22 protein-coding genes are annotated in these 25545 nt (G+C 65.3%); 13 read left to right on the top strand and 9 right to left on the bottom strand.

Annotated features, from left to right (window positions below; translation table 11 throughout):
* Window positions 1-88 precede the first annotated feature (88 nt).
* Complete coding sequence (locus tag ABE459_RS21135) at window positions 89-1678, bottom strand: ABC transporter substrate-binding protein (protein WP_258705371.1); 1590 nt, start codon at window positions 1676-1678, stop codon at window positions 89-91.
* A 362-nt stretch (window positions 1679-2040) separates the two neighbouring features.
* On the opposite strand from ABE459_RS21135, the gene rpmB reads away from it, so the two are divergent.
* Window positions 2041-2277 carry a 50S ribosomal protein L28 gene (rpmB, locus tag ABE459_RS21140; RefSeq protein ID WP_003253504.1) on the top strand — a complete coding sequence of 79 codons (237 nt, stop codon included), beginning with the start codon at window positions 2041-2043 and terminating at the stop codon, window positions 2275-2277.
* Window positions 2278-2288: 11 nt separating this feature from the next.
* Window positions 2289-2444, top strand: a complete 156-nt coding sequence (rpmG, locus tag ABE459_RS21145) for a 50S ribosomal protein L33 (RefSeq protein ID WP_003253507.1) — start codon at window positions 2289-2291, stop codon at window positions 2442-2444.
* Between the two features lie 209 nt (window positions 2445-2653).
* On the opposite strand, the gene ABE459_RS21150 is transcribed toward rpmG, so the two are convergent.
* The gene (locus ABE459_RS21150) at window positions 2654-3013 is read right to left on the bottom strand and encodes a cupin domain-containing protein (RefSeq protein ID WP_323830824.1); all 360 of its coding nucleotides are present in this window, start codon (window positions 3011-3013) and stop codon (window positions 2654-2656) included.
* Window positions 3014-3208: 195 nt separating this feature from the next.
* Between ABE459_RS21150 and ABE459_RS21155 the strand changes: the two genes are divergently transcribed.
* Window positions 3209-4702 carry an aldehyde dehydrogenase gene (locus ABE459_RS21155; RefSeq protein WP_110992009.1) on the top strand — a complete coding sequence of 498 codons (1494 nt, stop codon included), beginning with the start codon at window positions 3209-3211 and terminating at the stop codon, window positions 4700-4702.
* A gap of 137 nt (window positions 4703-4839) precedes the next feature.
* A complete protein-coding gene (locus tag ABE459_RS21160) occupies window positions 4840-5979 on the top strand; it encodes an MFS transporter (RefSeq protein WP_323830825.1) in 1140 nt (379 codons plus the stop codon).
* Window positions 5980-6070: 91 nt separating this feature from the next.
* Here ABE459_RS21160 and ABE459_RS21165 read toward each other — a convergent pair whose 3' ends face one another.
* Both ABE459_RS21165 and ABE459_RS21170 read right to left on the bottom strand, forming a co-directional pair.
* Window positions 6071-7627 (bottom strand): phospholipase D family protein, encoded by a 1557-nt coding sequence (locus ABE459_RS21165; RefSeq protein WP_323830826.1) that lies wholly within the window; start codon window positions 7625-7627, stop codon window positions 6071-6073.
* Window positions 7628-7687: 60 nt separating this feature from the next.
* Window positions 7688-9118, bottom strand: coding sequence for a PLP-dependent aminotransferase family protein (locus ABE459_RS21170; protein WP_189654504.1), 1431 nt, complete (start codon window positions 9116-9118; stop codon window positions 7688-7690).
* A 178-nt stretch (window positions 9119-9296) separates the two neighbouring features.
* Here ABE459_RS21170 and ABE459_RS21175 point away from each other — a divergent pair, with 178 nt between their 5' ends.
* The gene (locus ABE459_RS21175) at window positions 9297-9527 is read left to right on the top strand and encodes a DUF1127 domain-containing protein (protein WP_125466051.1); all 231 of its coding nucleotides are present in this window, start codon (window positions 9297-9299) and stop codon (window positions 9525-9527) included.
* 181 nt (window positions 9528-9708) lie between these two features.
* Here the strand turns inward: ABE459_RS21175 and ABE459_RS21180 are convergent, their stop codons facing one another.
* On the bottom strand, window positions 9709-11001 hold the full coding sequence (locus tag ABE459_RS21180) for an FAD-binding oxidoreductase (RefSeq protein WP_125466050.1): 1293 nt from the start codon (window positions 10999-11001) through the stop codon (window positions 9709-9711).
* Between the two features lie 154 nt (window positions 11002-11155).
* On the opposite strand from ABE459_RS21180, the gene ABE459_RS21185 reads away from it, so the two are divergent.
* Window positions 11156-11509, top strand: a complete 354-nt coding sequence (locus ABE459_RS21185) for a YkgJ family cysteine cluster protein (protein ID WP_258705368.1) — start codon at window positions 11156-11158, stop codon at window positions 11507-11509.
* A gap of 147 nt (window positions 11510-11656) precedes the next feature.
* Here the strand turns inward: ABE459_RS21185 and dadR are convergent, their stop codons facing one another.
* The gene (gene dadR, locus ABE459_RS21190) at window positions 11657-12145 is read right to left on the bottom strand and encodes a transcriptional regulator DadR (protein WP_003258963.1); all 489 of its coding nucleotides are present in this window, start codon (window positions 12143-12145) and stop codon (window positions 11657-11659) included.
* A 155-nt stretch (window positions 12146-12300) separates the two neighbouring features.
* Here dadR and dadA point away from each other — a divergent pair, with 155 nt between their 5' ends.
* The 5 genes from dadA to ABE459_RS21215 all read left to right on the top strand — a co-directional run bounded on the left by dadA (window position 12301) and on the right by ABE459_RS21215 (window position 18152).
* Window positions 12301-13602 (top strand): D-amino acid dehydrogenase, encoded by a 1302-nt coding sequence (dadA, locus tag ABE459_RS21195; protein ID WP_125466048.1) that lies wholly within the window; start codon window positions 12301-12303, stop codon window positions 13600-13602.
* Window positions 13603-13794: 192 nt separating this feature from the next.
* A complete protein-coding gene (alr, locus tag ABE459_RS21200; protein WP_125466047.1) occupies window positions 13795-14868 on the top strand; it encodes an alanine racemase in 1074 nt (357 codons plus the stop codon).
* Between the two features lie 108 nt (window positions 14869-14976).
* Window positions 14977-15525: a cupin domain-containing protein gene (locus ABE459_RS21205; protein WP_110992018.1), complete on the top strand. Its 549-nt coding sequence runs from the start codon at window positions 14977-14979 to the stop codon at window positions 15523-15525.
* 154 nt (window positions 15526-15679) lie between these two features.
* Complete coding sequence (locus ABE459_RS21210; protein WP_110992137.1) at window positions 15680-16084, top strand: c-type cytochrome; 405 nt, start codon at window positions 15680-15682, stop codon at window positions 16082-16084.
* Between the two features lie 208 nt (window positions 16085-16292).
* On the top strand, window positions 16293-18152 hold the full coding sequence (locus ABE459_RS21215) for an acetyl-CoA hydrolase/transferase C-terminal domain-containing protein (RefSeq protein WP_323830827.1): 1860 nt from the start codon (window positions 16293-16295) through the stop codon (window positions 18150-18152).
* A 108-nt stretch (window positions 18153-18260) separates the two neighbouring features.
* Here the strand turns inward: ABE459_RS21215 and xpt are convergent, their stop codons facing one another.
* Together xpt and rep are read right to left on the bottom strand one after the other, a co-directional pair.
* On the bottom strand, window positions 18261-18833 hold the full coding sequence (gene xpt / locus ABE459_RS21220; RefSeq protein WP_125466045.1) for a xanthine phosphoribosyltransferase: 573 nt from the start codon (window positions 18831-18833) through the stop codon (window positions 18261-18263).
* A gap of 64 nt (window positions 18834-18897) precedes the next feature.
* On the bottom strand, window positions 18898-20907 hold the full coding sequence (rep, locus tag ABE459_RS21225) for a DNA helicase Rep (protein WP_125466044.1): 2010 nt from the start codon (window positions 20905-20907) through the stop codon (window positions 18898-18900).
* 323 nt (window positions 20908-21230) lie between these two features.
* On the opposite strand from rep, the gene ABE459_RS21230 reads away from it, so the two are divergent.
* Window positions 21231-22898: a bifunctional diguanylate cyclase/phosphodiesterase gene (locus tag ABE459_RS21230; protein WP_125861089.1), complete on the top strand. Its 1668-nt coding sequence runs from the start codon at window positions 21231-21233 to the stop codon at window positions 22896-22898.
* 110 nt (window positions 22899-23008) lie between these two features.
* Here ABE459_RS21230 and ABE459_RS21235 read toward each other — a convergent pair whose 3' ends face one another.
* Window positions 23009-24397 (bottom strand): NorM family multidrug efflux MATE transporter, encoded by a 1389-nt coding sequence (locus ABE459_RS21235; protein ID WP_323830828.1) that lies wholly within the window; start codon window positions 24395-24397, stop codon window positions 23009-23011.
* Window positions 24398-24553: 156 nt separating this feature from the next.
* Between ABE459_RS21235 and ABE459_RS21240 the strand changes: the two genes are divergently transcribed.
* On the top strand, window positions 24554-25480 hold the full coding sequence (locus ABE459_RS21240) for a LysR substrate-binding domain-containing protein (protein ID WP_323830829.1): 927 nt from the start codon (window positions 24554-24556) through the stop codon (window positions 25478-25480).
* The last annotated feature ends 65 nt before the right edge of the window (window positions 25481-25545 follow it).

Below are 25545 nucleotides of genomic sequence, written 5' to 3' on the forward strand. Positions count from 1 at the left end.
TGGGGTGGTGGGTTGGTTTCACGCCTGGGGGGGTCCCCCCCCCCCCCCTTCGGTTGGGGGGGTTGGGGGGTGGCCCCGCGATGAGGCCTCAACGGTTTACGGCGATCTTGCTGAAATCCAGTCGCCCGAACGGGCTCACCTGATACCCCTCGACACCCTTGTGCAGCAAGGTCGCCGCCGTCGGATGCGCCAGCGGCAGCCACAGCGCCTGCTGCTGGATCAGTGCCTGGGCCTGCTGGTACAGGCGGCTGCGCACGCTCTGGTCGTTGGTGGTGCGCCCGGCGTTGATCAGCTGGTCCAGGCGGCTGTCGCAGAACCGCGCGAAGTTGGTCCCGGATTTGACCGCCGCGCAGGAAAACTGCGGGCTGAGGAAGTTGTCCGGGTCGCCGTTGTCACCCGCCCAGCCCATGAACAGCAGGTCGTGCTCGCCCGCCTTGGCGCGGCGGATCAACTCGCCCCACTCGATGGTGCGAATCTCGGCCTTGATGCCGACCTTGGCCAGGTCTGCCTGAAGCATCTGTGCGCCCAGGCTGGGGTTGGGATTGAGCAGGCTGCCCGACGGGCGGGTCCAGATGGTGGTTGCAAAACCATCGGCCAGGCCGGCCTTGGCCAGCAGCGCCTTGGCCTTCTTCTGGTCCATGGCGTAACCCGGCAGGTCCTTGGCGTAGCTCCAGGTGTTCGGTGGGTAAGGGCCGTTGGCGGCGGTGGCGGTGTTTTCGAACACGGCCTTCAGGTAGGCCGGTTTGTCGAAGGCCAGGTTGATCGCCTGGCGCACCTCGGGTTTGTCCAGCGGCGGGTGCTGGCTGTTGATGGCGACGAACGCGGTCATGAACGCCGGGGTGGTCGCCACCTTGAGGTTGCCGTCCTTGCCAGCCTCGGCGATGTCCAGCGGCTTGGGCGACAGGGCCACCTGGCATTCGCCGCGCTTGAGCTTCTGCAGGCGCACGTTGGCGTCGGTGGTGATGGCGAAGATCAGCGGGTCGACCGAGGGTTTGCCGGCAAAGTAGTCGGGGTTGGCGCGGTAGCGCACCACGGCGTCCTTCTGGAAACGCTGGAAGACGAACGGCCCGGTACCCACAGGCTGGCTGTTGAGCTTGTCCGGGGTCTCGGCCTTGAGCAGCTTGTCGGCGTACTCGGCGGAGTAGATCGAGGCGAAGCCCATGCTCAGGGTGGCCAGGAAGGTGGCATCCGGGTGCGAGAGGGTGAAGCGCACGGTATTGGGCTGTGGGGCCTCGATCGACTTGATCAGGCTGCCCAGCTGCAGCGACTGGGCATGCGGGTAGCCGCCCGCCGCGGTCTTGTGCCACGGGTGGGCGGGGTAGAGCATGCGCTGGAAGCTGAACAGCACGTCTTCGGCGTCCAGCTCGCGGCTGGGCTTGAAGTAGGGCGTGGTGTGGAATTTGACGCCCTGGCGCAGGGTGAAGTCGTAGATCAGGCCGTCCGGCGACACCGTCCAGCTCTCGGCCAGGCTGGGTACGACCTTGCCAAGCCCTGCATCGAATTCGACGAGGCGGTTCATCAGCACATCGGCCGAGGCATTGGTGGTGGTCAGCGAGTTGTACTGGACCACGTCGAAGCCTTCCGGGCTGGCTTCGGTGCACACCGACAGCGGCGCGGCCTGGGCGAGGCCGGCGGCGCACAGCGTGGTGAACAACAGGGAAAGGGCGGCGGCACGCATGGTGGCTCCTTGGCGGGTTTGTGGCACCATCTGCCGGTGCAGTCTGGAAAAGTCCTACCCTAGTGTGGGCACGGGCAAATGACCACACCCTTTCGCATTAATTCGGCGACGGGCGGTCGACACCTTGGCGCCCCAGTCGTTATGCTGCCCGGGCGCACTCGGCCCGACCTTAAGACACATCTTCTGTTGTTGCGGCTGAGTCTTTCTGGTATAAAGCAGCGCTCTTTTCTAGGGGCTCGGCCTGTCGCGTAAGCGCTTCCGGTCGATAAGACCCTCGGAAACACGGCGCCTAGCGCCAATGACTGAGAGATTAAGCGGCCAACCCATGCCGGGTTGGGCATGTGGTTTTAGAGGGCTGAGGCATGTCGAGAGTCTGTCAAGTTACTGGTAAGGGTCCAGTAACCGGGAATAACATTTCCCACGCAAACAACAAAACCCGTCGTCGTTTCCTGCCAAACCTGCAGCACCACCGTTTCTGGGTTGAATCCGAGAAGCGTTTCGTGCGTCTGCGCGTTTCCGCCAAAGGCATGCGTATCATCGACAAGCGCGGCATCGATGCCGTTCTGGTCGACATCCGCAAAGCTGGCGCCAAGGTTTAAGGGAGAACATCATGCGTGAATTGATCCGTCTGGTTTCGAGTGCCGGTACCGGCCACTTCTACACCACCGACAAGAACAAGCGCACCACTCCGGACAAGATCGAGATCAAGAAATACGATCCGGTCGTCCGCAAGCACGTGGTGTACAAGGAAGCCAAGATCAAGTAATTGATCGGCAACCTGAAAAAACCCGCAACCGTAAGGTGGCGGGTTTTTTTATGCCTGCAGGAAAACCGTGTCCAGCCTTTCGCGGGTAAATCCGCTCCCACAGGGGCCGCGCGAAACCTGAGCTTCACTGCAAACCTGCAGGAACCCCTGGCTCCCACAGCGTCGCGGCGAACCTGTGGGAGCGGGTTTACCCGCGAAGAAGCTGGCGCTTACTTCTGCTCGAACATCACATAGATCTTGCGGCACGGCTCCAGCACCTCCCAGGTGCCCTTGAAGCCGGCCGGGATCACGAAGCGATCACCGGTGCGCAGGGTCTTGGCGCCTCCGTCCTGGTCGCGCAGCACCGACACACCTTGCACGATCTCGCAGTATTCATGCTCGGTGTAGTTCACCGTCCACTGGCCCACTTCACCTTCCCAGACGCCCGCGGCGAACTGCCCGCACGGGCTGGCATAGTGGTTGTAGACAGCCTGGTCAGGCTCGCCCTTGAGGATTTTCTCCGCCGCGGGGCGGTAGCGTTCGGCCTCGGTCAGAACCTGGGCGAAGTCGACGATGCTGGCGATACTCATGGTGGTTACCCTGTTGTTGTTTAATAAAATGAACATCAGTAGGCATTTGAGCCGTTCGTGTCAAATATATTGATAGTTTCCCCGCCCTGGTTTAGGGTGGCAGGTGCCCGTGTGCCTCGTCACCCGGCCAGAATTTCTGACAGCGCCCGTGAGTCCTCAGTGCGGCGTTGCACCTTAACAAGAGAGGAGTTTCCTATGACCACCCTGACTCGTGCGGACTGGGAACAGCGTGCCCAGCAACTGAAGATCGAAGGCCGCGCCTTCATCAACGGCGAATACACCGATGCCGCATCCGGTGAAACCTTCGACTGCCTGAGCCCGGTGGACGGACGCTTCCTGGCCAAGGTTGCCAGCTGCGACCTGGCCGATGCCAACCGCGCTGTCGAAAATGCCCGCGCCGTGTTCGAATCCGGCGTCTGGTCGCGCCTGGCTCCGGCCAAGCGCAAGGCCAAGCTGATCCGCTTCGCCGACCTGCTGCGCAAGCACGTCGAAGAGCTGGCCCTGCTCGAAACCCTGGACATGGGCAAGCCGATCGGCGACTCCTCCAGCATCGACGTGCCGGGTGCGGCCAGTGCCCTGCACTGGAACGCCGAAGCCATCGACAAAGTCTACGACGAAGTCGCGCCAACCCCGCACGACCAGCTCGGCCTGGTTACCCGTGAGCCGGTGGGTGTGGTCGGTGCCATCGTGCCGTGGAACTTCCCGCTGCTGATGGCCTGCTGGAAACTCGGCCCGGCCCTGGCCACCGGTAACTCCATCGTCCTCAAGCCGTCGGAAAAATCGCCGCTGACCGCCATCCGCATCGCCCAGCTGGCGATCGAAGCCGGTATCCCGGCGGGCGTGCTCAACGTGCTGCCAGGCTATGGCCACACCGTGGGCAAGGCCCTGGCCCTGCACATGGACGTCGACACCCTGGTGTTCACCGGTTCGACCAAGATCGCCAAGCAGCTGATGATCTACGCCGGCGAGTCGAACATGAAGCGCGTCTGGCTGGAAGCCGGCGGCAAGAGCCCGAACATCGTCTTCGCCGACGCCCCGGACCTGCAAGCCGCCGCCGAGGCCGCCGCCAGCGCCATCGCCTTCAACCAGGGTGAAGTCTGCACCGCCGGTTCGCGCCTGCTGGTGGAGCGTTCGATCAAGGACAAGTTCCTGCCCATGGTGGTCGAGGCCCTCAAGGCCTGGAAACCGGGCAACCCGCTGGACCCGGCAACCACCGTCGGTGCGCTGGTCGATACCCAGCAGATGAACACCGTGCTGTCGTACATCGACGCCGGTCACCAGGACGGCGCCAAGCTGCTGGCTGGCGGCAAGCGCATCCTCGAAGAGACCGGCGGCACCTACGTCGAGCCGACCATCTTCGACGGCGTGACCAACGCCATGAAGATCGCCCAGGAAGAAATCTTCGGCCCGGTACTGTCGGTTATCACCTTCGACACCGCCGAAGAAGCCATCGCCATCGCCAACGACACCCCGTACGGCCTGGCAGCCGGCATCTGGACCTCGGACATCTCCAAGGCCCACAAGACCGCCCGCGCCGTGCGTGCCGGCAGCGTCTGGGTCAACCAGTACGACGGCGGCGACATGACCGCGCCGTTCGGTGGCTTCAAGCAGTCGGGCAACGGCCGTGACAAGTCGCTGCACGCGCTGGAGAAGTACACCGAGCTGAAGGCGACCTGGATCAAGCTGTAATCCGGTAACGCCTTTTCGCGGGGCAAGCCCGCTCCCACGCCGCCAGGGTTTGATGATGCATCATCAGCGCCTGGTTACGTGGGAGCGGGCTTGCCCCGCGATGCTTTCTGCCTGATTTGACTGCCTGGGAGGCCACCATGCGTTGGGGAACCTATTTTGCCGTGCTGGCGTCGGTGCTCAGTGTCGGGCTCGCGCTCGGCGTGAGCATGCCGCTGGTGTCCTTGCGCCTGGAGGGCTGGGGTTACGGCGGGTTCGCCATCGGTGTGATGGCGGCAATGCCGGCGCTGGGTGTGCTGGTCGGCGCCGCCGTGGCCAGCCGCCTGGCCGGTTGGGTCGGCGTACCGGCCGCCATGCGCCTGTGCCTGTGGGGCGGGGCGCTGTCGATCGGCCTGGTGGCGTTGCTGCCCAGCTACCCGCTGTGGCTGGCGCTGCGCCTGCTGATCGGCATGTCGCTGACCGTGGTGTTCATCCTCGGCGAAAGCTGGATCAACCAGTTGGTGGTTGAGCAATGGCGCGGGCGGCTGGTGGCGCTGTATGGCAGCAGCTACGCCCTGAGCCAGCTGGCCGGGCCGATGGTGCTGGGTTTTCTCGGTTCCAACGATGACTTCGGTTTCTGGGCGGCGACCGGGCTGCTGCTGGTTGCCCCGCTGATCCTCCTGGGCCGTAGCGGCGCACCCAGCACCGAGGCGTGCAGTGTGACCTTCCTCGACCTGTTCGCCTTCTGCCGACGGCTGCCGGTCATTGCCTGGGCTATCGCCCTGTTCGCCGCTTTCGAGGCCATGATCCTCACCCTGCTGCCGGTGTATTGCCTGCAGCAGGGCTTCACCACGGAAGTGGCGCTGTTCATGGTCAGCACCGTGGTGGTGGGTGATGCGGTGTTGCAGCTGCCGATCGGGGCGCTGGCTGATCGCATGTCGCGGCGCACGTTGTTCAGTGGCTGTGCGCTGACCCTGCTGGTCTCGAGCCTGGCCATTCCGCTGATGCTGCACACGCCGCTGATCTGGCCCTTGTGGGTGCTGTTCGGGGCCAGTGCGGGAGGGTTGTTCACCCTGTCGCTGGTCTTGATCGGCGAGCGCTATCGCGATGATGAGCTGGTGCGGGCCAATGCCCACGTGGCGCAGCTGTGGGGTATCGGTTGCCTGATCGGGCCGCTGCTGGCCGGGGCGGGCAGCCAGTGGGTCAGTGGGCATGCGTTGCTGCTGCTGATGGCGGTGGGGGCAGCGGGGTTGGTGGTGCTGACCCAGCGCAAGGATGCCTTCGAGCCAGCCTCTGCCTGATCGATTGCTATCGCGGGGCAAGCCCGCTCCCACGACCTGACCCAGGCTGCAATAGGAACTGCGTGGGAGCGGGCTTGCCCCGCGATAGGCCCTACAGCATCTTCTCCAGCCCCACCGCCTTGCTGATCCAGGCATTGAACCGCCGCCAGAATCCACCCGGCTCGGTCAGCAGCATATGCCGCTGGCCATTGTCCTCGGTGATCCACACCAGCTTCCCGCCCACCAGCTTTGGCTGGTAGCTCAACGCCGGCGCCATGCCTTGTACCGCCAGGTCGCGGGTGTACTCGGCCAACTCCGGGCTGTCCACCAGCACGCCGACCTCGGTGTTCCACAGCACCGAACGCGGGTCGAAGTTGAATGAGCCGATGAACGTCTTGCGCCTGTCGAACACCATCGCCTTGCTGTGCAGGCTCGAGTCGGAGCTGCCGTGCAGGCTCAGGCCGCGCCGGGCACTGCGGTCGCCGGGCTGGCGACGCATCTCGTACAACTGCACGCCATGTTCGAGCAGGGCGCGGCGGTAGGGCGCGTAACCGCCGTGTACCGCCGGCACGTCGGTGGCCTCCAGCGAATTGGTCAGCAGCTTGACCGAGGTGCCGGCGTCCGCATGGCTGGTCAGGTACAAAAGCCCAGGCTCACCCGGCACGAAGTAGGCCGACACCAGGATCAGCTCGTGCCGCACGCTGTTCAGGTCTGGCGCCAGTTGCTGGCTCATCAGCAGTTGTGGGTCGGGTTCGTCATCGGCCAGCACTTTGCTCGGCGCGTCCCACAGCGCCTGGCTGTGCGCCCAGATCAGCTCGTTGCGCCATACGTCCAGACGTGGCTGTGCTTGGTAGGCCATCAACCGGTCGTAAAGGGCTTTGCGCTTGATGCGTGCCTCGGCCAGGGACACCTCAAGGCGCTGGCGGCTGGCACGCAGGTCTTCGGCATCGGGCTGCCACCACAGGTAATCGCCGATCGGCCGGCTCAGGGCGCTGTTCCAGTATTGGTCGAAGCCGTGCCCGAGTTGCTCGGCCACCGGGCCTACCCCCAACAGGTCGATGTCGGTGAAGTTGAGGTTGGGCTCGGCGTCGAAGTATTCGTCGCCCAGGTTGCGCCCGCCGACGATGGCCATGCTGTTGTCCACCAGGAACAGCTTGTTGTGCATGCGTCGGTGCTGGCGTGACAGGTTGAACAGCCGGCCCACGGCGCGGGTCACGCCGGTGCTGCGGCCCAGGTGCAGCGGGTTGAACACGCGGATCTGGATGTTCGGGTGGGCATCCAGGGTGCCCATGATGGTGTCCAGGCCATCGCTGGTGGTGTCGTCCAGCAGGATGCGCACGCGCACGCCGCGGTAGGCGGCGCGCAGCAGTTCGTGCACCAGGGCGCGGGTGCTGAGGCCGTCGTGGACGATGTAGTACTGCAGATCGATGCTGGCCTGGGCGTTGCGGATCAGCTCGGCGCGGGCGCGGAAGGCCTCATTGCTGTTGGGCAGTAGGCGAAAACCCGAACGCCCCTCGTAGGGCGCGGCCTGGCGCTGCACCGAGCGGCCGAACGCCGACTCACTGGCCGGCAGCGCCTGGCTGACATCACGGGGTGTAGCGGTGCTGGCGCAGCCTGACAGGCCGAGCAGCAGCACCAGCAGCAGGGGCAGGGCTGGCTGGCGTCTCAAGGGTGAATGGTCCTGTGCGACAGGGGCTTAAGGGGTTGGACAGTGGCGGGCGGCGCAACGTTACCCGGCAGCCTGTTCGGCCGCCAGTAGACGATGGGCGGTTTCCCCCACCTTGCGCACCGCGGCTTCGATCTGCGGCGTCGGCCGCGCGGCGAAGTTCATGCGCAGGCAATTGCGGTACTTGCCCGAGGCCGAGAAGATGCTGCCCACGGCGATCTGCACGCCCTGCTCCAGTAAAGCCCGGTTCAGGCGCAACGTATCGAAACTTTCCGGTAGCTCCACCCACAGCATGAAGCCGCCTTGGGGCCTGCTGGCGCGGGTGCCCGGCGGGAAATAACGGGTCACCCAGTCGCACATCTGGTCGCGGCCACGCTGGTACTGGCTGCGCATGCGCCGCAGGTGGGGCTGGTAGTGGCCCTCGGCGATGAAGTCGGCAATCGCCAGTTGCGGCTGGCAGGCGGTGCTGCCGGTGCTGATGTACTTCATGTGCAGCACCCGCTCCAGGTAGCGCCCCGGCGCTACCCAGCCGATACGCAGGCCCGGTGCCAGGGTCTTGGAGAACGAACTGCACAGCAGCACCCGGCCATCGTCGTCGAACGACTTGATGGTGGGTGGGCGCGGGTAGGTGTAGGCCAGGTCGCCATACACATCGTCTTCGAGGATCGCCACGTCGTAGCGCTGGGCGAGGGTGAGCAAGGCCTTCTTGCGCGCCTCGGGCATGATGTAGCCCAGCGGGTTGTTGCAGTTGGGGGTGATCTGGATGAGCTTGATCGGCCACTGCTCCAGGGCCAGCTCCAGTGCTTCGAGGCTGATGCCGGTGATCGGGTCGGTGGGGATCTCCAGCGCCTTCATGCCCAGGCCCTTGAGGGTCTGCATGGCGCCGTGGAAGCTCGGCGAGTCGACCGCGACGATGTCCCCGGGTTGGCACACCGCGCGGATGCTGCACGACAGCGCCTCGTGGCAGCCGGTAGTCACCACCAGGTCGGCCGGGCCCAGGCGGCAGCCGGAATCGAGCATCAGCCGGGCGATCTGCTCACGCAGTTGGGCATTGCCGTGGATGTTGTCGTAGTACAGGCCGGGCATGTCCTGGCGCCGGCTGAGCTGCGCCAGGCTGCGCAACAGCGGCTTGAGCGTGGGGCTGTCGACATCCGGCATGCCGCGGCCCAACTGGATCACGTCCGGGCGCGGGGTGGCGCGTATCAGTTCCAGCACCTGTTCCCACTGGGAGATATCCACAGGCCGTTGCGCCGGGCGGCTGATGTCCGGGAGGGCAGGGAGGTTGCGGTCCTCGGCGACGAAGTAGCCGGACTTGGGCCGTGGCGACACCAGGCCGTTGTCCTCCAGCAGGCGATAGGCCTGTTGCACGGTACTCAGGCTGACCCCGTGCTCGGTGCTCAGGGCGCGGACCGAGGGCAGGCGTTGGCCCGGCCGGTACAGGCCCTGCTCGATGCGCGACCCGAGCAGTTCGGCCAGGTTGAGGTAGAGGGTCACGGCATACTCCTGAGTATCTTGTGGGGCGGGACCGATACAGATCGTAGGAAAATACTCCATTCAGCCGGCCTGACGCCAATTCTGTATGGAAATAATAAAACTGTGTTGGATCTGTATTGCTCATGGCCCGCACGCGCATGCTTTCTGCACGCTATGACGTGATCTGGAGGGTGCGGTAATGGGTGGCATGAGCGATGTACGGTTGCAACTGTTGGCCACGGAACTGGAGGCGGGGCAGCGGCCCAGGGTCTACAGCGCTCCGACGGGGCTCGGGCGCTGGGGGCTCATGTTGCATCGCTGGCGCACCCGCAGGGCCTTGCTGCAGCTGGAGGACTACCAACTGCGCGATATCGGGCTGACCTGGGAGCAGGCATGCCGAGAGGCGCGCAAGCCGTTCTGGAAGGACTGAGTGCCGGTTGTGTAGGAGCGGCCTTGTGTCGCGAAAGGGCTGCGCAGCAGCCCCAGGATTTCAGCGTTGACGCGGCAATGGCTGGGGCTGCTTCGCAGCCCTTTCGCGACACAAGGCCGCTCCTACAAAAGAGACCGCGCAGGTTGAAAAGTAAAAGAGGCTGCGCGGGTTGAAAAAGTAATCACACCAGCTCTTTGAGTCGGTACCAAAGCATCCCCAGCGCCAACAGCGGCGAGCGCATCAGCTTGCCGCCGGGGAAGGTCGGGTGCGGCACCTTGGCGAACAGGTCGAAACGCCCGCTCTGCTGGCCGCTGATGGCTTCGCCGAGCAGGCGCCCGGCCAGGTGGGTGGCGTTCACCCCATGCCCGGAGTAGGCCTGGGCGTAATAGACGTTCGGCTGCCCGGCCAGGCGGCCGATCTGCGGCAGGCGGTTGGCGCCGATGCCGATCATCCCGCCCCACTGGTAGTCGATGCGCACGTCGGCCAGTTGCGGGAACACCTTGAGCATCTTCGGCCGCATGTAGGCGGCGATGTCCCGCGGGTCGCGCCCGGAGTAGTGGCAGGCACCGCCGAACAGCAGGCGATGGTCGGCGGACAACCGGTAGTAGTCCAGGGCCACGCGCTGGTCGCACACCGCCATGTTCTGCGGCAGCAACTGGCGTGCACGTTCCTCGCCCAGCGGCTCGGTGGCGATGATGTAGCTACCGGCCGGCAGCACCTTGCCGCCCAGTTCGCGGTTGAGGTCGTTGTGGTAGGCGTTGCAGCACAGCACCAGGGTCTTGGCGCGAACCCGGCCCTGGGCAGTGTGCACTTTCACTTCAGGGCCGTATTCGATGCGGGTGACTTCCGATTGCTCGAACAACTGCACGCCCAGGCGGCTGGCGGCAGCCGCTTCACCGAGCGCCAGGTTGAGCGGGTGCAGGTGCCCTGAGCCCATGTCGATCAGGCCGCCGACATAGCGGTCGGAGCCCACCACCGAATGCATGTCGCCGGGCTGCACCAGGCGCAGTTCATGGCGATAGCCCAGGCTGCGCAGTTCTTCGGCGTCCTCGGCAAAGCCGGCAAGCTCGGCGGGTTTGTTGGCCAGGTCGCAGTAGCCCCAGGTCAGGTCGCAGTCGATGGCGTGGCGCTCGACCCGCTCACGGACGATCTCCACGGCCTCCAGGCCCATCAGGCGCATGCTGCGCACGCCGTCCTCGCCGATCACCGGGAGGAACTGCTCCAGGCCATGGCCGACCCCGCGAATCAGTTGCCCGCCGTTGCGCCCGCTGGCGCCCCAGCCCAGCTTGCGGGCTTCCAGGAGGATCACCGACAGGCCGCGCTCGGCCAGTTCGATGGCAGTGTTCAGGCCCGAATAGCCACCACCGACGATGCACACGTCGGCGCTGTGCTCGCCTTGCAGGAACGCGTGGTCCGGGTGTGGCGCGCTGCTGGCGGCGTAATAGGAGGCGGCGTGCTGCGCGCTATGGATCATCTGTCGATTCCCGGGGCTGAGGCGAAAGGTGGAGGATAGGCAACTGGCCAATCGTGGGGCAAGCCCGCTTCCACGCCGCTATTTAGTCGTGGGAGCGGGCTTGCCCCGCGATTGGGCTTATAATTCAACCTCATTCCTCGCTCTGTCCTCGGTCATGTCCTGCAACCGCCACAAGATTCACTTCCTGCGCGAACTCATTCCCTCGTTCGAGTGCGTACCCGGCTGCCACGATTGCTGCGGCCCGGTTACCACCTCGGCCGAAGAAATGGCCCGCCTGCCGCGCAAGACCCAGGCCGAGCAGGAAGCCGCCCTGGAGCGCCTGGACTGCGTACACCTGGGCCCGAACGGCTGCACCGTCTACGAAGAGCGCCCGATGATCTGCCGCCTGTTCGGCACCACTCCGCGCCTGGCCTGCCCGCGTGGCCGCGGGCCTGAGCAGCCGATCGACCCGGCCGCCGAACAGCTGGTGCACCAGTTCATCGCCACCACCCGGCAAGTGCTGGTCTGAGCACGCGATACCCATTCGAGATTGCCGGGGCCGCTGCGCGCCCCATTCGCGGCACAAGGCCGCTCCTACAAGTGATCGCGGTTTCCTGTAGGAGCGGCCTTGTGCCGCGAATGGGGCGCGAAGCGGCCCCGGCGAGCCGAAGACGAATCAATCCGGGATAGGCAGGCACAGGCTCTCCTTCACTTCTTCCATCACGATGTAGCTCTTCGACTCGCGCACGTGCGGCAGCTTCAGCAGGATGTCGCCCAGCAGCTTGCGGTACGAGGCCATTTCCGAAATGCGCGCCTTCACCAGGTAGTCGAAATCGCCCGACACCAGGTGGCACTCCAACACGTGGGGCAACTTGAGCACGGCGCGGCGGAATTCCTCGAAGGTGTCGCCGGACTTGTAGTCCAGGCTGATCTCGACGAACACCAGCAGGCTGCCCTTGAGGTGCTGCGGATTGAGCCGGGCGTTGTAGCCCATGATGATCCCCTCGCGCTCCAGGCGGCGCACGCGCTCGGTGCAGGGGGTGGTCGACAGCCCGACTTTCTCGCCCAGTTCGGTGAACGAGATGCGGCCGTCATTCTGCAGGATGCGCAGGATATTGCGGTCGATCTTGTCCAGTTCACGCTTGCTCTGGTGCTGGGTTCTCATAGGGGATGCCCCTCCGTCAAAGGCGATTTTGCCGAGAATTCTCGCCAAATATAGGCGTTTATATAGTGAATTGCACTGGGCTGTCCTTCATACAATGCGCGCATCCATGCCATATCAACAAAAGACTGCGGCGAGCCGCGTGCGAGGGATGAACAATGCGAGTACTGGTACTAGGTAGCGGTGTGATCGGAACCGCCAGTGCCTACTATCTGGCCCGGCAAGGTTTCGAAGTCACGGTGGTCGACCGCCAGCCGGCGGTGGCCATGGAAACCAGCTTCGCCAACGCAGGCCAGATCTCGCCCGGCTATGCCTCGCCGTGGGCCGCGCCAGGCGTGCCGCTCAAGGCCATCAAGTGGCTGCTGGAGCGCCACGCCCCACTGGCCATCAAGCTCACCGGCGACGTCGACCAGTACCTGTGGATGGCGCAGATGCTGCGCAACTGCACCGCCAGCCGCTACGCGGTGAACAAGGAGCGCATGGTGCGCCTGTCCGAGTACAGCCGCGACTGCCTCGACGAGCTGCGCGCCGAAACCGGCATCGCTTACGAGAACCGCAGCCTGGGCACCACCCAGCTGTTCCGCACCCAGGCCCAGGTGGATGCCGCGGCCAAGGACATCGCCGTGCTGGAGCAGTCCGGCGTGCCTTACGAGCTGCTCGACCGCGACGGCATCGCCCGCGTCGAGCCGGCCCTGGCCGGCGTGAAGGATATCCTCGCTGGCGCCCTGCGCCTGCCCAACGACCAGACCGGCGACTGCCAGCTGTTCACCACCAAGCTGGCCGACATGGCCGTCAAGCTGGGCGTCGAGTTCCGCTTCGGCCAGGACATCCAACGCCTGGACTTCGCCGGTGACCGCATCAACGGCGTGTGGATCGACGGCAAGCTGGAAACCGCCGACCGCTACGTGCTGGCCCTGGGCAGCTACTCGCCGCAACTGCTCAAGCCGCTGGGCATCAAGGCCCCGGTTTACCCGCTCAAGGGCTACTCGCTGACCGTGCCGATCACCGATGGTGACATGGCGCCGACCTCGACCATCCTCGACGAAACCTACAAGGTGGCGATCACCCGTTTCGACAACCGCATTCGTGTTGGCGGCATGGCTGAGATCGCCGGTTTTGACCTGTCGCTGAACCCGCGTCGACGCGAAACGCTGGAGATGATCGTCAACGACCTTTATCCTCGCGGCGGCGACCTGAGCCAGGCGAGCTTCTGGACCGGCCTGCGCCCGGCCACCCCGGACGGCACGCCGATCGTCGGTGCCACCAAGTTCCGTAACCTGTTCCTCAACACCGGTCACGGTACCCTGGGCTGGACCATGGCGTGCGGTTCCGGCCGCCTGCTGGCCGACCTGATTGCCCGCAAGAAGCCGCAGATCAGCGCCGAAGGCCTGGACATCTCGCGCTACGGCAACAGCCGCGAAGCTGCCAGCCAGGGCCAGCCGGCGCCGGCGCACCAGTAAGCGGGCGCCTGTACCGGCCTCTTCGCGGCTAAAGCCGCTCCCACAGAGAGCGCGATTTCTGTGGGAGCGGCTTCAGCCGCGAAGGGGCAAACACTGATCGACCTGTTCCCTCACCCCGGCGCGGTGGGTACCTACCCCCATCTGCCGCGCCGGGGATTTCTACATAACCAGAACTGCCAGAAGGCTGCCGCCATGCGTCCCGCCCGTGCCCTGATCGACCTCCAAGCCCTCCGTCACAACTACCGCCTGGCCCGTGAGCTGACCGGTGCCAAGGCCCTGGCCGTGGTCAAGGCCGACGCCTACGGCCATGGCGCGGTGCGTTGCGCCCTGGCCCTGGAAACCGAGGCCGACGGTTTTGCCGTGGCCTGTATCGAGGAAGCCCTGGAGCTGCGCGCGGCCGGCATCAAGGCGCCGGTGCTGCTGCTCGAAGGGTTCTTCGAGGCCAGCGAGCTGGCACTGATCGCCGAGCACGACCTGTGGTGCGTGGTGCATTCGCTGTGGCAACTCGAAGCGCTGGAACAGACCCAGGTGCACAAGCCGCTGACCATCTGGCTGAAGATGGACACCGGCATGCACCGCGTCGGCGTGCATCCCAAGGACTACCACAACGCCTACCAGCGCCTGCTGGCCAGCGGCAAGGTGTCGCGCATCGTGCTGATGAGCCACTTCGCCCGTGCCGACGAACTCGACGCCACGGCCACCGAGCAGCAGGTGGCGGTGTTCGAAGCTGCCCGCCAGGGCCTCAGCGCCGAGTGCAGCCTGCGCAACTCGCCGGCAGTGCTGGGCTGGCCGAGCATCAAGAGCGACTGGGTACGGCCGGGCATCATGCTGTATGGCGCCACTCCGTTCGAGGTTGAGCAGGCCCAGGCCGCCCGCCTGCAACCGGTGATGACCCTGCAATCGCGGGTGATCAGCGTGCGCGAACTGCCGGCCGGTGAGCCGGTGGGCTATGGCGCCAAATTCGTCAGCCCTCGCCCGACCCGGGTCGGCGTAGTCGCCATGGGCTATGCCGACGGCTATCCGCGCCAGGCACCCACCGGCACGCCCGTGGTGGTCGCCGGCAAGCGCGCCCAGCTGATCGGCCGGGTGTCGATGGACATGCTCTGCATCGACCTCACCGAGGTGCCCGAGGCCACCGTCGGCAGCCCGGTCGAGCTGTGGGGCAAGCAGGTGCTGGCCAGTGACGTGGCGCTGCAGGCCGGTACCATCCCGTACCAGATCTTCTGCAATCTCAAGCGCGTGCCGCGGGACTATATCGGCGAATAAGGCGCCGAAGCGGACAGGCTGCGGGGCGGTGTGTTGTAAATACTGAACGGCATTGCCATCATATCGTTCACACATCCCCCACCTGACCCCTTCCTGGAGGCCCACGCTTTGGACGTCGGTGAACGACTGCAAGCCATCCGCAAGCTCAAGGGCCTGTCCCAGCGCGAACTCGCCAAACGCGCCGGGGTGACCAACAGCACCATCTCGATGATCGAGAAGAACAGTGTGAGCCCCTCCATCAGCTCCCTGCGCAAGGTGCTCAGTGGTATCCCCATGTCCATGGTCGAGTTCTTTTCGGTCGAACTGGCACCGGAAAGCCCGACGCAGATCGTCTACAAGGCCCACGAGCTGATCGACATCTCCGACGGCGCGGTGACCATGAAGCTGGTCGGCAAGTCGCACCCCAACCGTGCCATCGCCTTCCTCAACGAGGTCTACCCGCCCGGCGCCGATACCGGCGAAGAGATGCTCACCCATGACGGCGAAGAGACCGGGATCCTCCTTGAAGGCCGCCTGGAGCTGGTGGTCGGCACCGAGATCTTCATCCTCGAAGCCGGCGACAGCTACTACTTCGAAAGCACCCGCCCGCACCGTTTTCGCAACCCGTTCGCAGAGCCTGCCCGGTTGATCAGCGCGGCCACCCCGTCGAACTTTTGATCCAGCGCAGTGCATTGATTCGCCAATACCCTTTCCCCGAGTGTGGTCGTTCCACGCTTTCAGGAGTGCCGCTATACTTTTCAACGCTCGCTATTCCGTGGCCGCGAGCGTGATTAGCCACCATGAGGGTGTACGTGTGAACCAAATCAAGAAGATGCTGGCCGTACCAGCAGCCGTATTCGCCCTTTGGGCAATGAGCGCAACCGCTGCGACCAACGACGAGATCGCCAAGCGCCTGGCGCCGGTTGGGCAAGTCTGCGTCCAGGGCCAGGAATGCAAGGGCATGGAAGTGGTCGCCAGCGCTGGCGGCGGCGGTGCCAAGACGCCGGACGACATCATCGCCAAGCACTGCAATGCCTGCCATGGCAGCGGCCTTTTGGGTGCGCCGAAGATCGGCGACACCGCGGCCTGGAAAGAACGCGCCGACCACCAGGGTGGCCTCGACGGCATCCTGGCCAAGGCCATTACCGGGATCAACGCCATGCCACCGAAGGGCACCTGCGCGGATTGCTCGGATGATGACCTCAAAGGTGCGATCAAGAAGATGTCCGGGCTGTAGGCCTGACTGATCTGTGTAACCCCCGCCGCCGTGGGGGGGTTTTTTTTTGGTGTGTTCGGCCCCGACCTCTGCGGGGTCAACCCCGCACCCCCTGGTTGCGCGGTGGTCGTGGGGGCGGGGTTTACCCCGCGAAGAGGTCGGTGCAGGCAACCAATGGTCTAAGGTTCATGTCCAACCCCTGAACCCGAAGATCTCGCTGGAGGCCCCGATGCAGCGCTGTCCCATCGACCAGGCAGTGGACGAGGTCCTGAGGCGCCTGCCCATTCACATCCACATGGGCCTGCCCCTGGGCCTTGGCAAACCCAACGCCTTCGTCAACGCGCTGTACGCCCGCATCCGCGAGTTGCCCCAGCGCCGCCTGACCATCTACACCGCCCTGTCCCTCGGCCGCCCACCCCTGGGCGATGGCCTGCAACGGCGCTTCCTCGAACCCTTCGTCGAGCGCGTGTTCGCCGACTACGAAGAGCTCACCTACGTCGCCGACCTGCGCGCCGACAGCCTCCCGCCGAACATCCGCGTCGAGCAGTTCTTCATGCAGCCGGGCAGCCTGCTGCACAGCGTCTCGGCACAGCAGGACTACGTCAGCAGCAACTACAGCCACGCCGCCCGTGACATCAACGCCAAGGGCCTGAACCTGGTTGCGCAACTCGTGGCCGCCACGCCCGAACGCCCGGATCACCTCAGCCTGGCCTGCAATCCCGACATCACCCTCGACCTGCTGCCGATGATCGAAAAGCGCCGCGCGGCCGGCGAAACCATCCTGCTGCTCGGCCAGGTGCACAGCGAACTGCCCTACATGCCCGGCGACTCGGAGCTGGCCATCAGCGACTTCGACCTGCTGATCGACGAACCCGAGCAACGCCGGCTGTTCTCCACGCCGAACATGCCGGTGTCCACCCAGGACCACTGCATCGGCCTGCACGCCAGCAGCCTGGTGCGCGACGGTGGCACCCTGCAGATCGGCATCGGCGCCATGGGCGATGCCGTGGCGGCCGCCTTGCTGGCGCGCCAGGGTGACAACGACGGTTACCGGGCCCTGCTCGAGGCGTTGGATATCGGCCCGTGGCAGGTACTGATCGAACGGGAAGGGGGCCTGGATAGCTTCGCCCAGGGCCTGTACGGCTGCAGCGAGATGTTCGTCAACGGCCTGCTGGCCCTTGCCGAGGCCGGTGTGGTGCGCCGCCCGGCGGACGAGCAGGGCGTGCTGGTGCATGGCGGTTTCTTCCTCGGCCCGCAGGCGTTCTACCAGCGCCTGCGCGAGATGCCGTTGGCGCAGCGCGCGCAGTTCGCCATGACCCGCATCAGCTTCATCAACGAGCTCTACGGCCAGGAAGACCTGAAGCGCCGCCAGCGTCGCGACGCACGCTTCATCAACACCGCGTTCGGCATGACCCTGCTCGGCGCCGGTGTGGCCGACCAGTTGGAGGATGGCCGGGTGCTCAGCGGTGTGGGCGGGCAGTACAACTTCGTCGCCCAGGGCCATGCGCTGCAGGGCGGGCGCTCGATCCTGCTGCTGCGCAGCTGGCGCGAGGCGGGTGGGGAGGTCAGCTCCAACCTGTACTGGACCTACGGCCACTGCACGATTCCCCGGCACCTGCGCGATATCGTGATCACTGAATACGGCATCGCCGACCTGCGCGGGCAAACCGACAGCGAGGTGACTGCGCGGTTGCTGGCGATCAGTGATTCACGCTTCCAGGCTGAGCTGATGGCGCAGGCCAAGGCGGCGGGCAAGCTGGCAAAGGGCTTCGAGCTCGACCAGCGCTACCGCGACAACACCCCCGAGCGCCTGGAGGCGATCCGTGCGCGGCATGGGCGGTTGTTCCCGGAGTACCCGCTGGGCAGCGACTTCACGGCCCAGGAGCGCGACCTGCTGCGGGCGCTGAACTGGTTGAAGAGCAAGTTCAAGCTGAGCGAGGTGCTGGAGCTGGGCAAGGCGGCACTGGATGCGCCAGGGCCCGAGGGGTATGAGGCGCACCTGGTGCGCATGCAACTGGATCAGCCGAAGGGGCTGAAGGAAGAGCTGTACCAGCGGTTGTTGCTGGCGGGGTTGGCGGCGACTCGATGATGCCGGGCTGCACGGAACCCTGTGGGAGCGGGTTTACCCGCGAATGCGATGGTGGATCCGACATCGTATTCGCGGGTAAACCCGCTCCCACAGGATAGGTGTGTGGCCTTACTCGATGAACGAAACCACACCGCCTTCCAGCGACTTAACCCGCGCCAGCGATTCAACGCGGTAGCCCTGGCTGTCCAGCTCGGCACGGCCGCCCTGGAACGACTTCTCGATGACGATGCCAAGGCCGGCCACGGTGGCGCCGGCCTGCTTGATGATCGAGATCAGCGCCTGGGACGCCTTGCCGTTGGCCAGGAAGTCGTCGATCACCAGCACGCGGTCGCTGCTGTTGAGGTGACGCGGCGAGACAGCCACGGTGTTCTCGGTCTGCTTGGTGAAGGAGTACACCGAGGCGGTCAGCAGGTTCTCGGTCAGGGTCAGCGACTGGTGCTTGCGGGCGAAGATCACCGGCACGCCGAGCTTCAGGCCGGTCATCACCGCCGGGGCGATGCCGCTGGCTTCGATGGTGACGATCTTGGTCACGCCCGAGTCGGCGAACAGGCGGGCGAACTCGTCACCGATCAGCTGCATCAGCGCCGGGTCGATCTGGTGGTTGAGAAACGCGTCGACTTTGAGAACCTGATCGGAAAGCACGATGCCTTCTTCGCGAATCTTCTGATGCAGTGCTTCCACTTTGTTTTCCTCGATGTAGCAAAGGTGGCCGCAAATAGCGGCAAAGTTAAAGAGTAATGGTTGATCAGCGTTTGAGCATGGCCCGGATATCGGCCAGCGCGTTGTTGCCCCGCGCGGCTTTGACTTCGACCGGCGCATCGTCCAGGCCTTCCCAGGCCAGGTCGTCCGGCGGCAGTTCATCGAGGAACCGGCTCGGCGTGCAGTCGATGATTTCGCCGTACTGCTTGCGCTTGGCGGCGAAGGTGAAGGCCAGGGTCTGGCGCGCGCGGGTGATGCCCACGTAGGCCAGGCGGCGTTCTTCTTCGATGGTGTCGGCCTCGATGCTCGAGCGGTGGGGGAGGATCTCCTCCTCCATGCCCATGATGAACACGTAGGGGAATTCCAGGCCCTTGGAGGCATGCAGGGTCATCATCTGCACGCCCTCGGCGTTCTCTTCCTCTTCCTGCTGGCGCTCGAGCATGTCGCGCAGCACCAGCTTGCCGATGGCGTCCTCGATGGTCATGTCACCCTCTTCGTCCTTCTCGAGGGTGTTCTTCAGCGCTTCGACCAGGAACCAGACGTTGCTGATGCGGAACTCCGCTGCCTTGTCGCTGGCGGTCTGCTGGCGAATCCAGTTCTCGTAGTCGATGTCGCGGATCATCTCGTGCAGCGCGGCAATCGGGTCTTCCAGCGCCACCTTGTGGCGCACCCCGTCGAGCCAGTGCTTGAAGCGCTGCAGGCGCTCGGTATAGCGCGCATCCAGGTGCTCGCCCAGGCCCAGCTCCTCGCTGGCGGCGTACATCGACACGCCGCGCTCGGTGGCGTAGTTGCCGAGTTTTTCCAGGGTGGTCGAGCCGATCTCGCGGCGCGGCACGTTGATCACCCGCAGGTAGGCGTTGTCATCGTCCGGGTTCACCAGCAGGCGCAGGTAGGCCATCAGGTCCTTGACCTCCTGGCGGCCGAAGAAGCTGTTGCCGCCGGACAGGCGATACGGCACCTGGTGGTGCTGCAGCTTCAGTTCGATCAGCTTGGCCTGGTAGTTGCCGCGGTAGAGGATGGCGAAGTCGCTGTACGGGCGGTTGGTGCGCAGGTGCAGGGTGAGGATTTCCATGGCCACGCGTTCGGCCTCGGCTTCCTCGTTCTTGCAGCGGATCACGCGGATCTCGTCGCCCACGCCCATCTCGCTCCACAGCTGTTTCTCGAACGCATGGGGGTTGTTGGCGATCAGCACGTTGGCGCAGCGCAGGATGCGGCTGGTGGAGCGGTAGTTCTGCTCGAGCATGACAATCTTCAGGGAGGGGTAGTCCTCCTTGAGCAGCATCAGGTTCTCCGGCCGCGCGCCACGCCAGGCATAGATCGACTGGTCATCGTCGCCCACCACGGTGAATTGGTTGCGCATGCCGATCAGCATTTTCACCAGCAGGTACTGGCTGGCGTTGGTGTCCTGGTATTCGTCCACCAGCAGGTAGCGCACGCGGTTCTGCCAGCGTTCGAGCACTTCGGGGTGCTCCTGGAACAGCTTGACCGGTTGCAGGATCAGGTCGTCGAAGTCCACCGCGTTGAACGCCTTGAGCGTGCGCTGGTAGTGGGTGTAGACGATGGCGGCGGTCTGCTCGCGCGGGTTGCGCGCCTTTTCCAGCGCCTCGGGCGGCAGGATCAGGTCGTTCTTCCAGGCACCGATCATGTTCTTGATCTCGTCGATGCCGTCGTCGCCGGAGTATTCCTTCTGCATGATGTCTGACAGCAACGCCTTGATGTCGGACTCGTCGAAGATCGAGAACCCCGGCTTGTAGCCCAGGCGTTCGTGCTCCTTGCGGATGATGTTCAGGCCCAGGTTGTGGAAGGTGCACACCGTAAGCCCTCGGCCTTCCCCCGGACGCAGCAGGGTGCCGACACGTTCCTTCATCTCGCGGGCGGCCTTGTTGGTAAAGGTCATCGCCACGATGTACTGGGCACGGATGCCGCAGTTCTGGATGAGGTGGGCAATCTTGCGCGTGATCACGCTGGTCTTGCCGGAGCCTGCACCAGCGAGCACCAAAAGAGGGCCGCCAACGTAGTCTCGGGCTTCCTGTTGCCGGGGATTGAGTCGGGACATGCTAGAAACCGGGGGTCGCCAGAAAATAGCCGCGCATTCTAACAGGCATCCAGGGTTTGTGGCGCGACCGTCTGACGTGTGAGTCAACCTTTTACCGCCCGCCGGGCGGGGTTTTTCACGGCTTGGCAGGGCGATACTGCCAACCGCCATGTAAATCCCCGAAATCCTGTTTGCCGGTTGCGCGGGTTTCGCGCAGGATGCACGTCAAAATGCGACGGGGCGCTGGTCAAGGACGGCCATGACTAAAAGTGAAAATCATTTTCATTCGTTGCGGTAGGATACACCGCCCCCGCCGTTCCACCGTCCACGCCTAAGGAGCCCGCTTGTCCACGCCCGCCGAACCCCTGCGTTTGCTGCTGTTGGCCGATGAGCCGGAATGGGCCGCACGCTTGCGCGAATGCCTGCAGCCTCTGGGTGGGAGTGCGGTGCTGCTGACCGCGCCGAACTGGGCAGCGGTCGACAGCCTGTTCGCCAACGACCGCCAGGCCGTGGTGCTGGCCACCCCCGAGCTGCAGCCAGCCCCGGGGCGCTGCGAGCTGCCGACCATCTTGCTGCTCGAGCAGGAGCCTGCGGCTACACCGGTGGGCGTCAGCGACTGGCTGGTGCTGGCGCAACTGGGCACCGACACCCTGCGTCGTTCCCTGCGCCATGTGCGCGAGCGCGGCGTACTGGTCGCCACCCTGCAACGTCTGGCCGAGCAGGATCCGCTGACCGGCATTGCCAACCGCCAGGGCTTCCAGGCCTTGCTGACCACGCGCCTGGCCGAAAACGAAGGCCGCGGCCTGGCCCTGGGCCACCTCGACCTCGACAACTTCCGTCACGTCAACGATGCCCTGGGCCACCAGGGCGGCGATCGCCTGATCCTGCAGGTGGTGGCACGGCTCAAGAGCCAGCTCGAAGCCACCGACCAGCTGGCGCGCCTGGGCAGTGACGAGTTCGCCCTGCTGATCGACACCCGGCGTGACGCCAACCGCGCCGAATGGATCGCCGAACGTATCACCGAGGCGCTGACCGAACCCTACTGGATCGACGGCGAAAGCCTGCTGCTCGGCTGCAGCCTGGGCATTGCCCACGCCCGCGCCCAGGCCGGCGCCGACCCGCTGATGTGGCATGCGCACATCGCCATGCGCCAGGCCAAGGGCAGCCAGGGTTGCACCTTCCATGTGTTCAACGAGCGCATCAACCGCAACGCCCGCAGCCTCGCCGACCTGGAAAGCGAGCTGCGCCGCGCCCTGCGCCGCGACGAGCTGGAGCTGCACTACCAGCCACGGCTGAACCTCACCGACGGCCGTATCGTCGGCCTCGAGGCCCTGGTGCGCTGGAACCACCCGGAGCGCGGCCTGCTGCCGCCCAGCGAGTTCGTGCCGCTGGCCGAGCAGAGCGGGCTGATCGTGCCGCTGGGCTACTGGGTGATATCCCGTGCCCTGAGCGATATGCAGGCCTTGCGCGAACGCGGCCTGGCGCCGTTGCACATGGCGGTCAACCTGAGCTTCCGTCAGTTCCAGGACAGCCAGTTGCTGGCCACCCTGAGCCGGCTGATCGTCGAGCATGGCGTCGATGCGCGCTGGCTGGAGTTCGAGTTGACCGAAACGGCGGTGATGCGCCGCAATGAGCTGGTGCGCCAGACCATGGATGCCCTCGGGCGCCTCGGTGTACGTTTCTCGCTGGATGACTTCGGCACGGGCTTCTCCTCGTTCGTGCACCTCAACAGCCTGCCGATCACCCTGCTCAAGGTCGACCGCAGTTTCGTCGGCGGCATGGAGCAGCGCGAAGAGAACCGCAAGCTGGTGCACGCGATGATCAACCTGGCGCACAACCTCAACCTGGAGGTGGTGGCCGAAGGGGTCGAGAGCGAGGAGCAGATGGCATTGCTGCGCGAGTTCGGCTGTGACCAGGTGCAAGGCTTCCTGGTCAGCCGGCCGCTGCCGGTGGCGGAGTTGATCGAGTACCTGTTGCAGGCCTCTGAGCCTAAATTGGCGGAAGTCCTCTAGGGCCTCATCGCTGGCAAGCCAGCTCCCACCCTGACCGCGCCGGCCTCAAGCCCGGCGCGATCCCTGTGGGAGCCGGCTTGCCGGCGATGGGGCGCAAAGCGGCCCCAAGTTCACACAGGCACTGCCGCCTTCGCCCCAACCCCCGCCTTGCCAATCATCCGCTTCATCCGCCATTCGAAGGCAAAGGTCAGCGCCACCGAAGCACACGCCAGCCCCAAAGCCAGCCCCCACCAGATCCCCGGCGCCCCACCGCCGAGGGTGAAGGCGAACACCCAGGCACTCGGCGCGCCCACCAGCCAGTAGCACACCGCGCCGATCAGGAAGGTGGTGCGGGCATCCTTCAAGCCACGGATCGAGCCCATGGCGATGGTCTGCACGCCGTCGAACAGCTCGAACCAGGCCGCCACCATCACCAGTTGCACCGCCAGCTGGAAGATCGGCGCAAAGGCCGGGTCGTCACGGTTCACCAGCAAGCCCACCAGGTTGTCCGGCAGCAACAGGAACAGCGCGGCAAAGCCAAGCATCAGCGTGGCACCGAAACCGATCCCGACCCGCCCGGCGCTGCGCGCCGCCAGCAAGTCGCCGGCGCCGTAGTACAGGCCCACGCGCATGGTCACCGCATACGAAAGCCCGGTCGGCACCATGAACGCGGTCGAGACGATCTGCAGGGCGATCTGGTGCGCCGCAAGCTCCGTGCTGCCAAGCACGCCCATGCACAGCGCGGCGAAGGCGAACAGCCCGACCTCGACCATGTAGGTACCGCCGATCGGCAGGCCCAGGCGCCACAGCTCGCGCAGCGCCGGCAGCGAAGGGCGCATCAGGCCCTTGCGCAGCGGGTAGGCGGCATAGGCCTTGTGCCAGCGGATGTACAGCGCCAAGGCGATGGCCATGCCCATCGATACCACCGCGGTGACCAGGCCGATGCCCATCAGGCCCAACTTGGGCAGGCCGAACATGCCCTCGATCAGCGCATGGTTGAGCAGGTAGTTGAGCACCGTGCCCACCAGGCTGATGACCATCACCGGCGTGGAGCGCCCCAGCGCACTGGTGAAGCCGCGCAGGGCCATGAACGTCAGGTAGCCGGGCAGGGCCAGCGGCAGCAGGGTGAGGAACTGCATGGCCGCGTCGACGTTCTCCGGCTGCTGGCCGAACAGCAGCAGCGCCGGCTTGAGGTTCCACAGCACCAGCGCCGCCGCCAGCGCCAGGCCCCAGGCCAGCCACAGGCCGCTCTGGGCCAGGCGAGTGGCGCCTTCGATGTCGTTGGCGCCCTTGCGGATCGCCACCAGTGTGCCGACCGCGGCGATTATCCCCAGGCAGAAGATCGATACGAACGAATAGCTCGCAGCCCCCAGCCCGCCACCAGCCAGCGCCTGCGGGCTGATGCGGGCCATCATCAGGGTGTCGGTGAGCACCATCAGCATGTGCGCCAACTGCGAGGCGATCAGCGGCCCGGCCAGGCGCAGCAAAGCCTTGAGTTCGGTGGTGGGCGCGACGTGCATGGGCTTGTCCTTGTGGGTGGGGCAATGAGCGAGCGGTCGATTCTGAGGCTTCGGTCAGCTTTGCACAAAAGGATAAATGCGATCACTGCCATGAGTCTGACTCATGCATGTATGATCCAGTGCACTGCCTCCACAGCCCCGCATGCCAGGTACGCCATGTCCCGCCAGCTCCCCCCGCTGTATGCGCTGCGCGCATTTGAAGCCGCCGCGCGGCTGAGCTCCTTCACCCGCGCCGGTGTCGAACTGTCGATCACCCAGAGCGCGGTCAGCCGGCATATCCGCACGCTGGAAGAGCACTTCGCCTGCCGCCTGTTCGTGCGCAGCGGCCGCAGCCTGCAACTGACCGAGGCCGCGCGGGTGCTGCTGCCCGGCGTGCGCGACGGCTTCGCCGCGCTGGAGCGAGCCTGCGAGACCTTGCGCGGCGAAGACGACATCCTGCGCATGAAGGCGCCGTCCACCCTGACCATGCGCTGGCTGCTGGCGCGCCTGAGCCGCTTTCGCCACCTGCAGCCGGGCAACGAAGTGCAACTGACCAGCGCCTGGATGGACGTCGACCATGTGGATTTCAACCAGGAACCGTTCGACTGTGCGGTGCTGCTCAGCGACGGCAACTTCCCGGCCGACTGGGAGGTCCGCCGGCTGTTCAGCGAGCTGCTGATCCCGGTGGGGGCGCCGGACCTGCTCGACGATGCGCCCTGGGATGAGCGGCGGCTGGCCGGCATCGAACTGCTGCACCCCACCCCCGACAAACGTGATTGGCGCGCCTGGCTGGCGCGCATGGGGCTCACCGACAAGGTGTCGCTCAAGGGTGGGCAGGTGTTCGACACCCTGGAGCTGGGCATGATCGCGGCTGCCCGTGGGTACGGGATCTCCATGGGCGACCTGCTGATGGTGGCCGAGGATGTGGCCCAGCGGCGCCTGAGCCTGCCCTGGCCGACGGCGGTGGCCAGCGGGCTGGATTATTACCTGGTGTGGCCGCGTACTCGGCCGGGCGGGGAGCGTTTGCGGCGGTTGAGTACGTTCCTGCAGGAAGAAGCGGCTGCGATGGATTTGCCGGATGTTCACATCCTCTCGACGACCTGAGTGCCTAGGCCGGCCCTCTTCGCGGGTAAACCCGCTCCCACAGGAATAGGCGAAAGCCCTGTGGG

The sequence above is a fragment of the Pseudomonas sp. TWI923 genome (genome assembly GCF_039673365.1).
Classification (GTDB): domain Bacteria; phylum Pseudomonadota; class Gammaproteobacteria; order Pseudomonadales; family Pseudomonadaceae; genus Aquipseudomonas; species Aquipseudomonas sichuanensis.

What these genes read in the sequence shown, in the direction of transcription:
- alr (WP_125466047.1), top strand. Translation starts at nt 13,795, where the DNA reads ATGCGTCCCGCCCGTGCCCTGATCGACCTCCAAGCCCTCCGTCACAAC.
- ABE459_RS21155 (WP_110992009.1), top strand. Translation starts at nt 3,209, where the DNA reads ATGACCACCCTGACTCGTGCGGACTGGGAACAGCGTGCCCAGCAACTG.
- ABE459_RS21150 (WP_323830824.1), bottom strand. Translation starts at nt 3,013, where the DNA reads ATGAGTATCGCCAGCATCGTCGACTTCGCCCAGGTTCTGACCGAGGCC.
- rep (WP_125466044.1), bottom strand. Translation starts at nt 20,907, where the DNA reads ATGTCCCGACTCAATCCCCGGCAACAGGAAGCCCGAGACTACGTTGGC.
- ABE459_RS21175 (WP_125466051.1), top strand. Translation starts at nt 9,297, where the DNA reads ATGGGTGGCATGAGCGATGTACGGTTGCAACTGTTGGCCACGGAACTG.
- ABE459_RS21160 (WP_323830825.1), top strand. Translation starts at nt 4,840, where the DNA reads ATGCGTTGGGGAACCTATTTTGCCGTGCTGGCGTCGGTGCTCAGTGTC.
- rpmG (WP_003253507.1), top strand. Translation starts at nt 2,289, where the DNA reads ATGCGTGAATTGATCCGTCTGGTTTCGAGTGCCGGTACCGGCCACTTC.
- dadR (WP_003258963.1), bottom strand. Translation starts at nt 12,145, where the DNA reads ATGAGAACCCAGCACCAGAGCAAGCGTGAACTGGACAAGATCGACCGC.
- rpmB (WP_003253504.1), top strand. Translation starts at nt 2,041, where the DNA reads ATGTCGAGAGTCTGTCAAGTTACTGGTAAGGGTCCAGTAACCGGGAAT.
- ABE459_RS21210 (WP_110992137.1), top strand. Translation starts at nt 15,680, where the DNA reads ATGCTGGCCGTACCAGCAGCCGTATTCGCCCTTTGGGCAATGAGCGCA.
- dadA (WP_125466048.1), top strand. Translation starts at nt 12,301, where the DNA reads ATGCGAGTACTGGTACTAGGTAGCGGTGTGATCGGAACCGCCAGTGCC.
- ABE459_RS21215 (WP_323830827.1), top strand. Translation starts at nt 16,293, where the DNA reads ATGCAGCGCTGTCCCATCGACCAGGCAGTGGACGAGGTCCTGAGGCGC.
- ABE459_RS21240 (WP_323830829.1), top strand. Translation starts at nt 24,554, where the DNA reads ATGTCCCGCCAGCTCCCCCCGCTGTATGCGCTGCGCGCATTTGAAGCC.
- ABE459_RS21180 (WP_125466050.1), bottom strand. Translation starts at nt 11,001, where the DNA reads ATGATCCATAGCGCGCAGCACGCCGCCTCCTATTACGCCGCCAGCAGC.
- ABE459_RS21135 (WP_258705371.1), bottom strand. Translation starts at nt 1,678, where the DNA reads ATGCGTGCCGCCGCCCTTTCCCTGTTGTTCACCACGCTGTGCGCCGCC.
- ABE459_RS21235 (WP_323830828.1), bottom strand. Translation starts at nt 24,397, where the DNA reads ATGCACGTCGCGCCCACCACCGAACTCAAGGCTTTGCTGCGCCTGGCC.
- ABE459_RS21185 (WP_258705368.1), top strand. Translation starts at nt 11,156, where the DNA reads ATGTCCTGCAACCGCCACAAGATTCACTTCCTGCGCGAACTCATTCCC.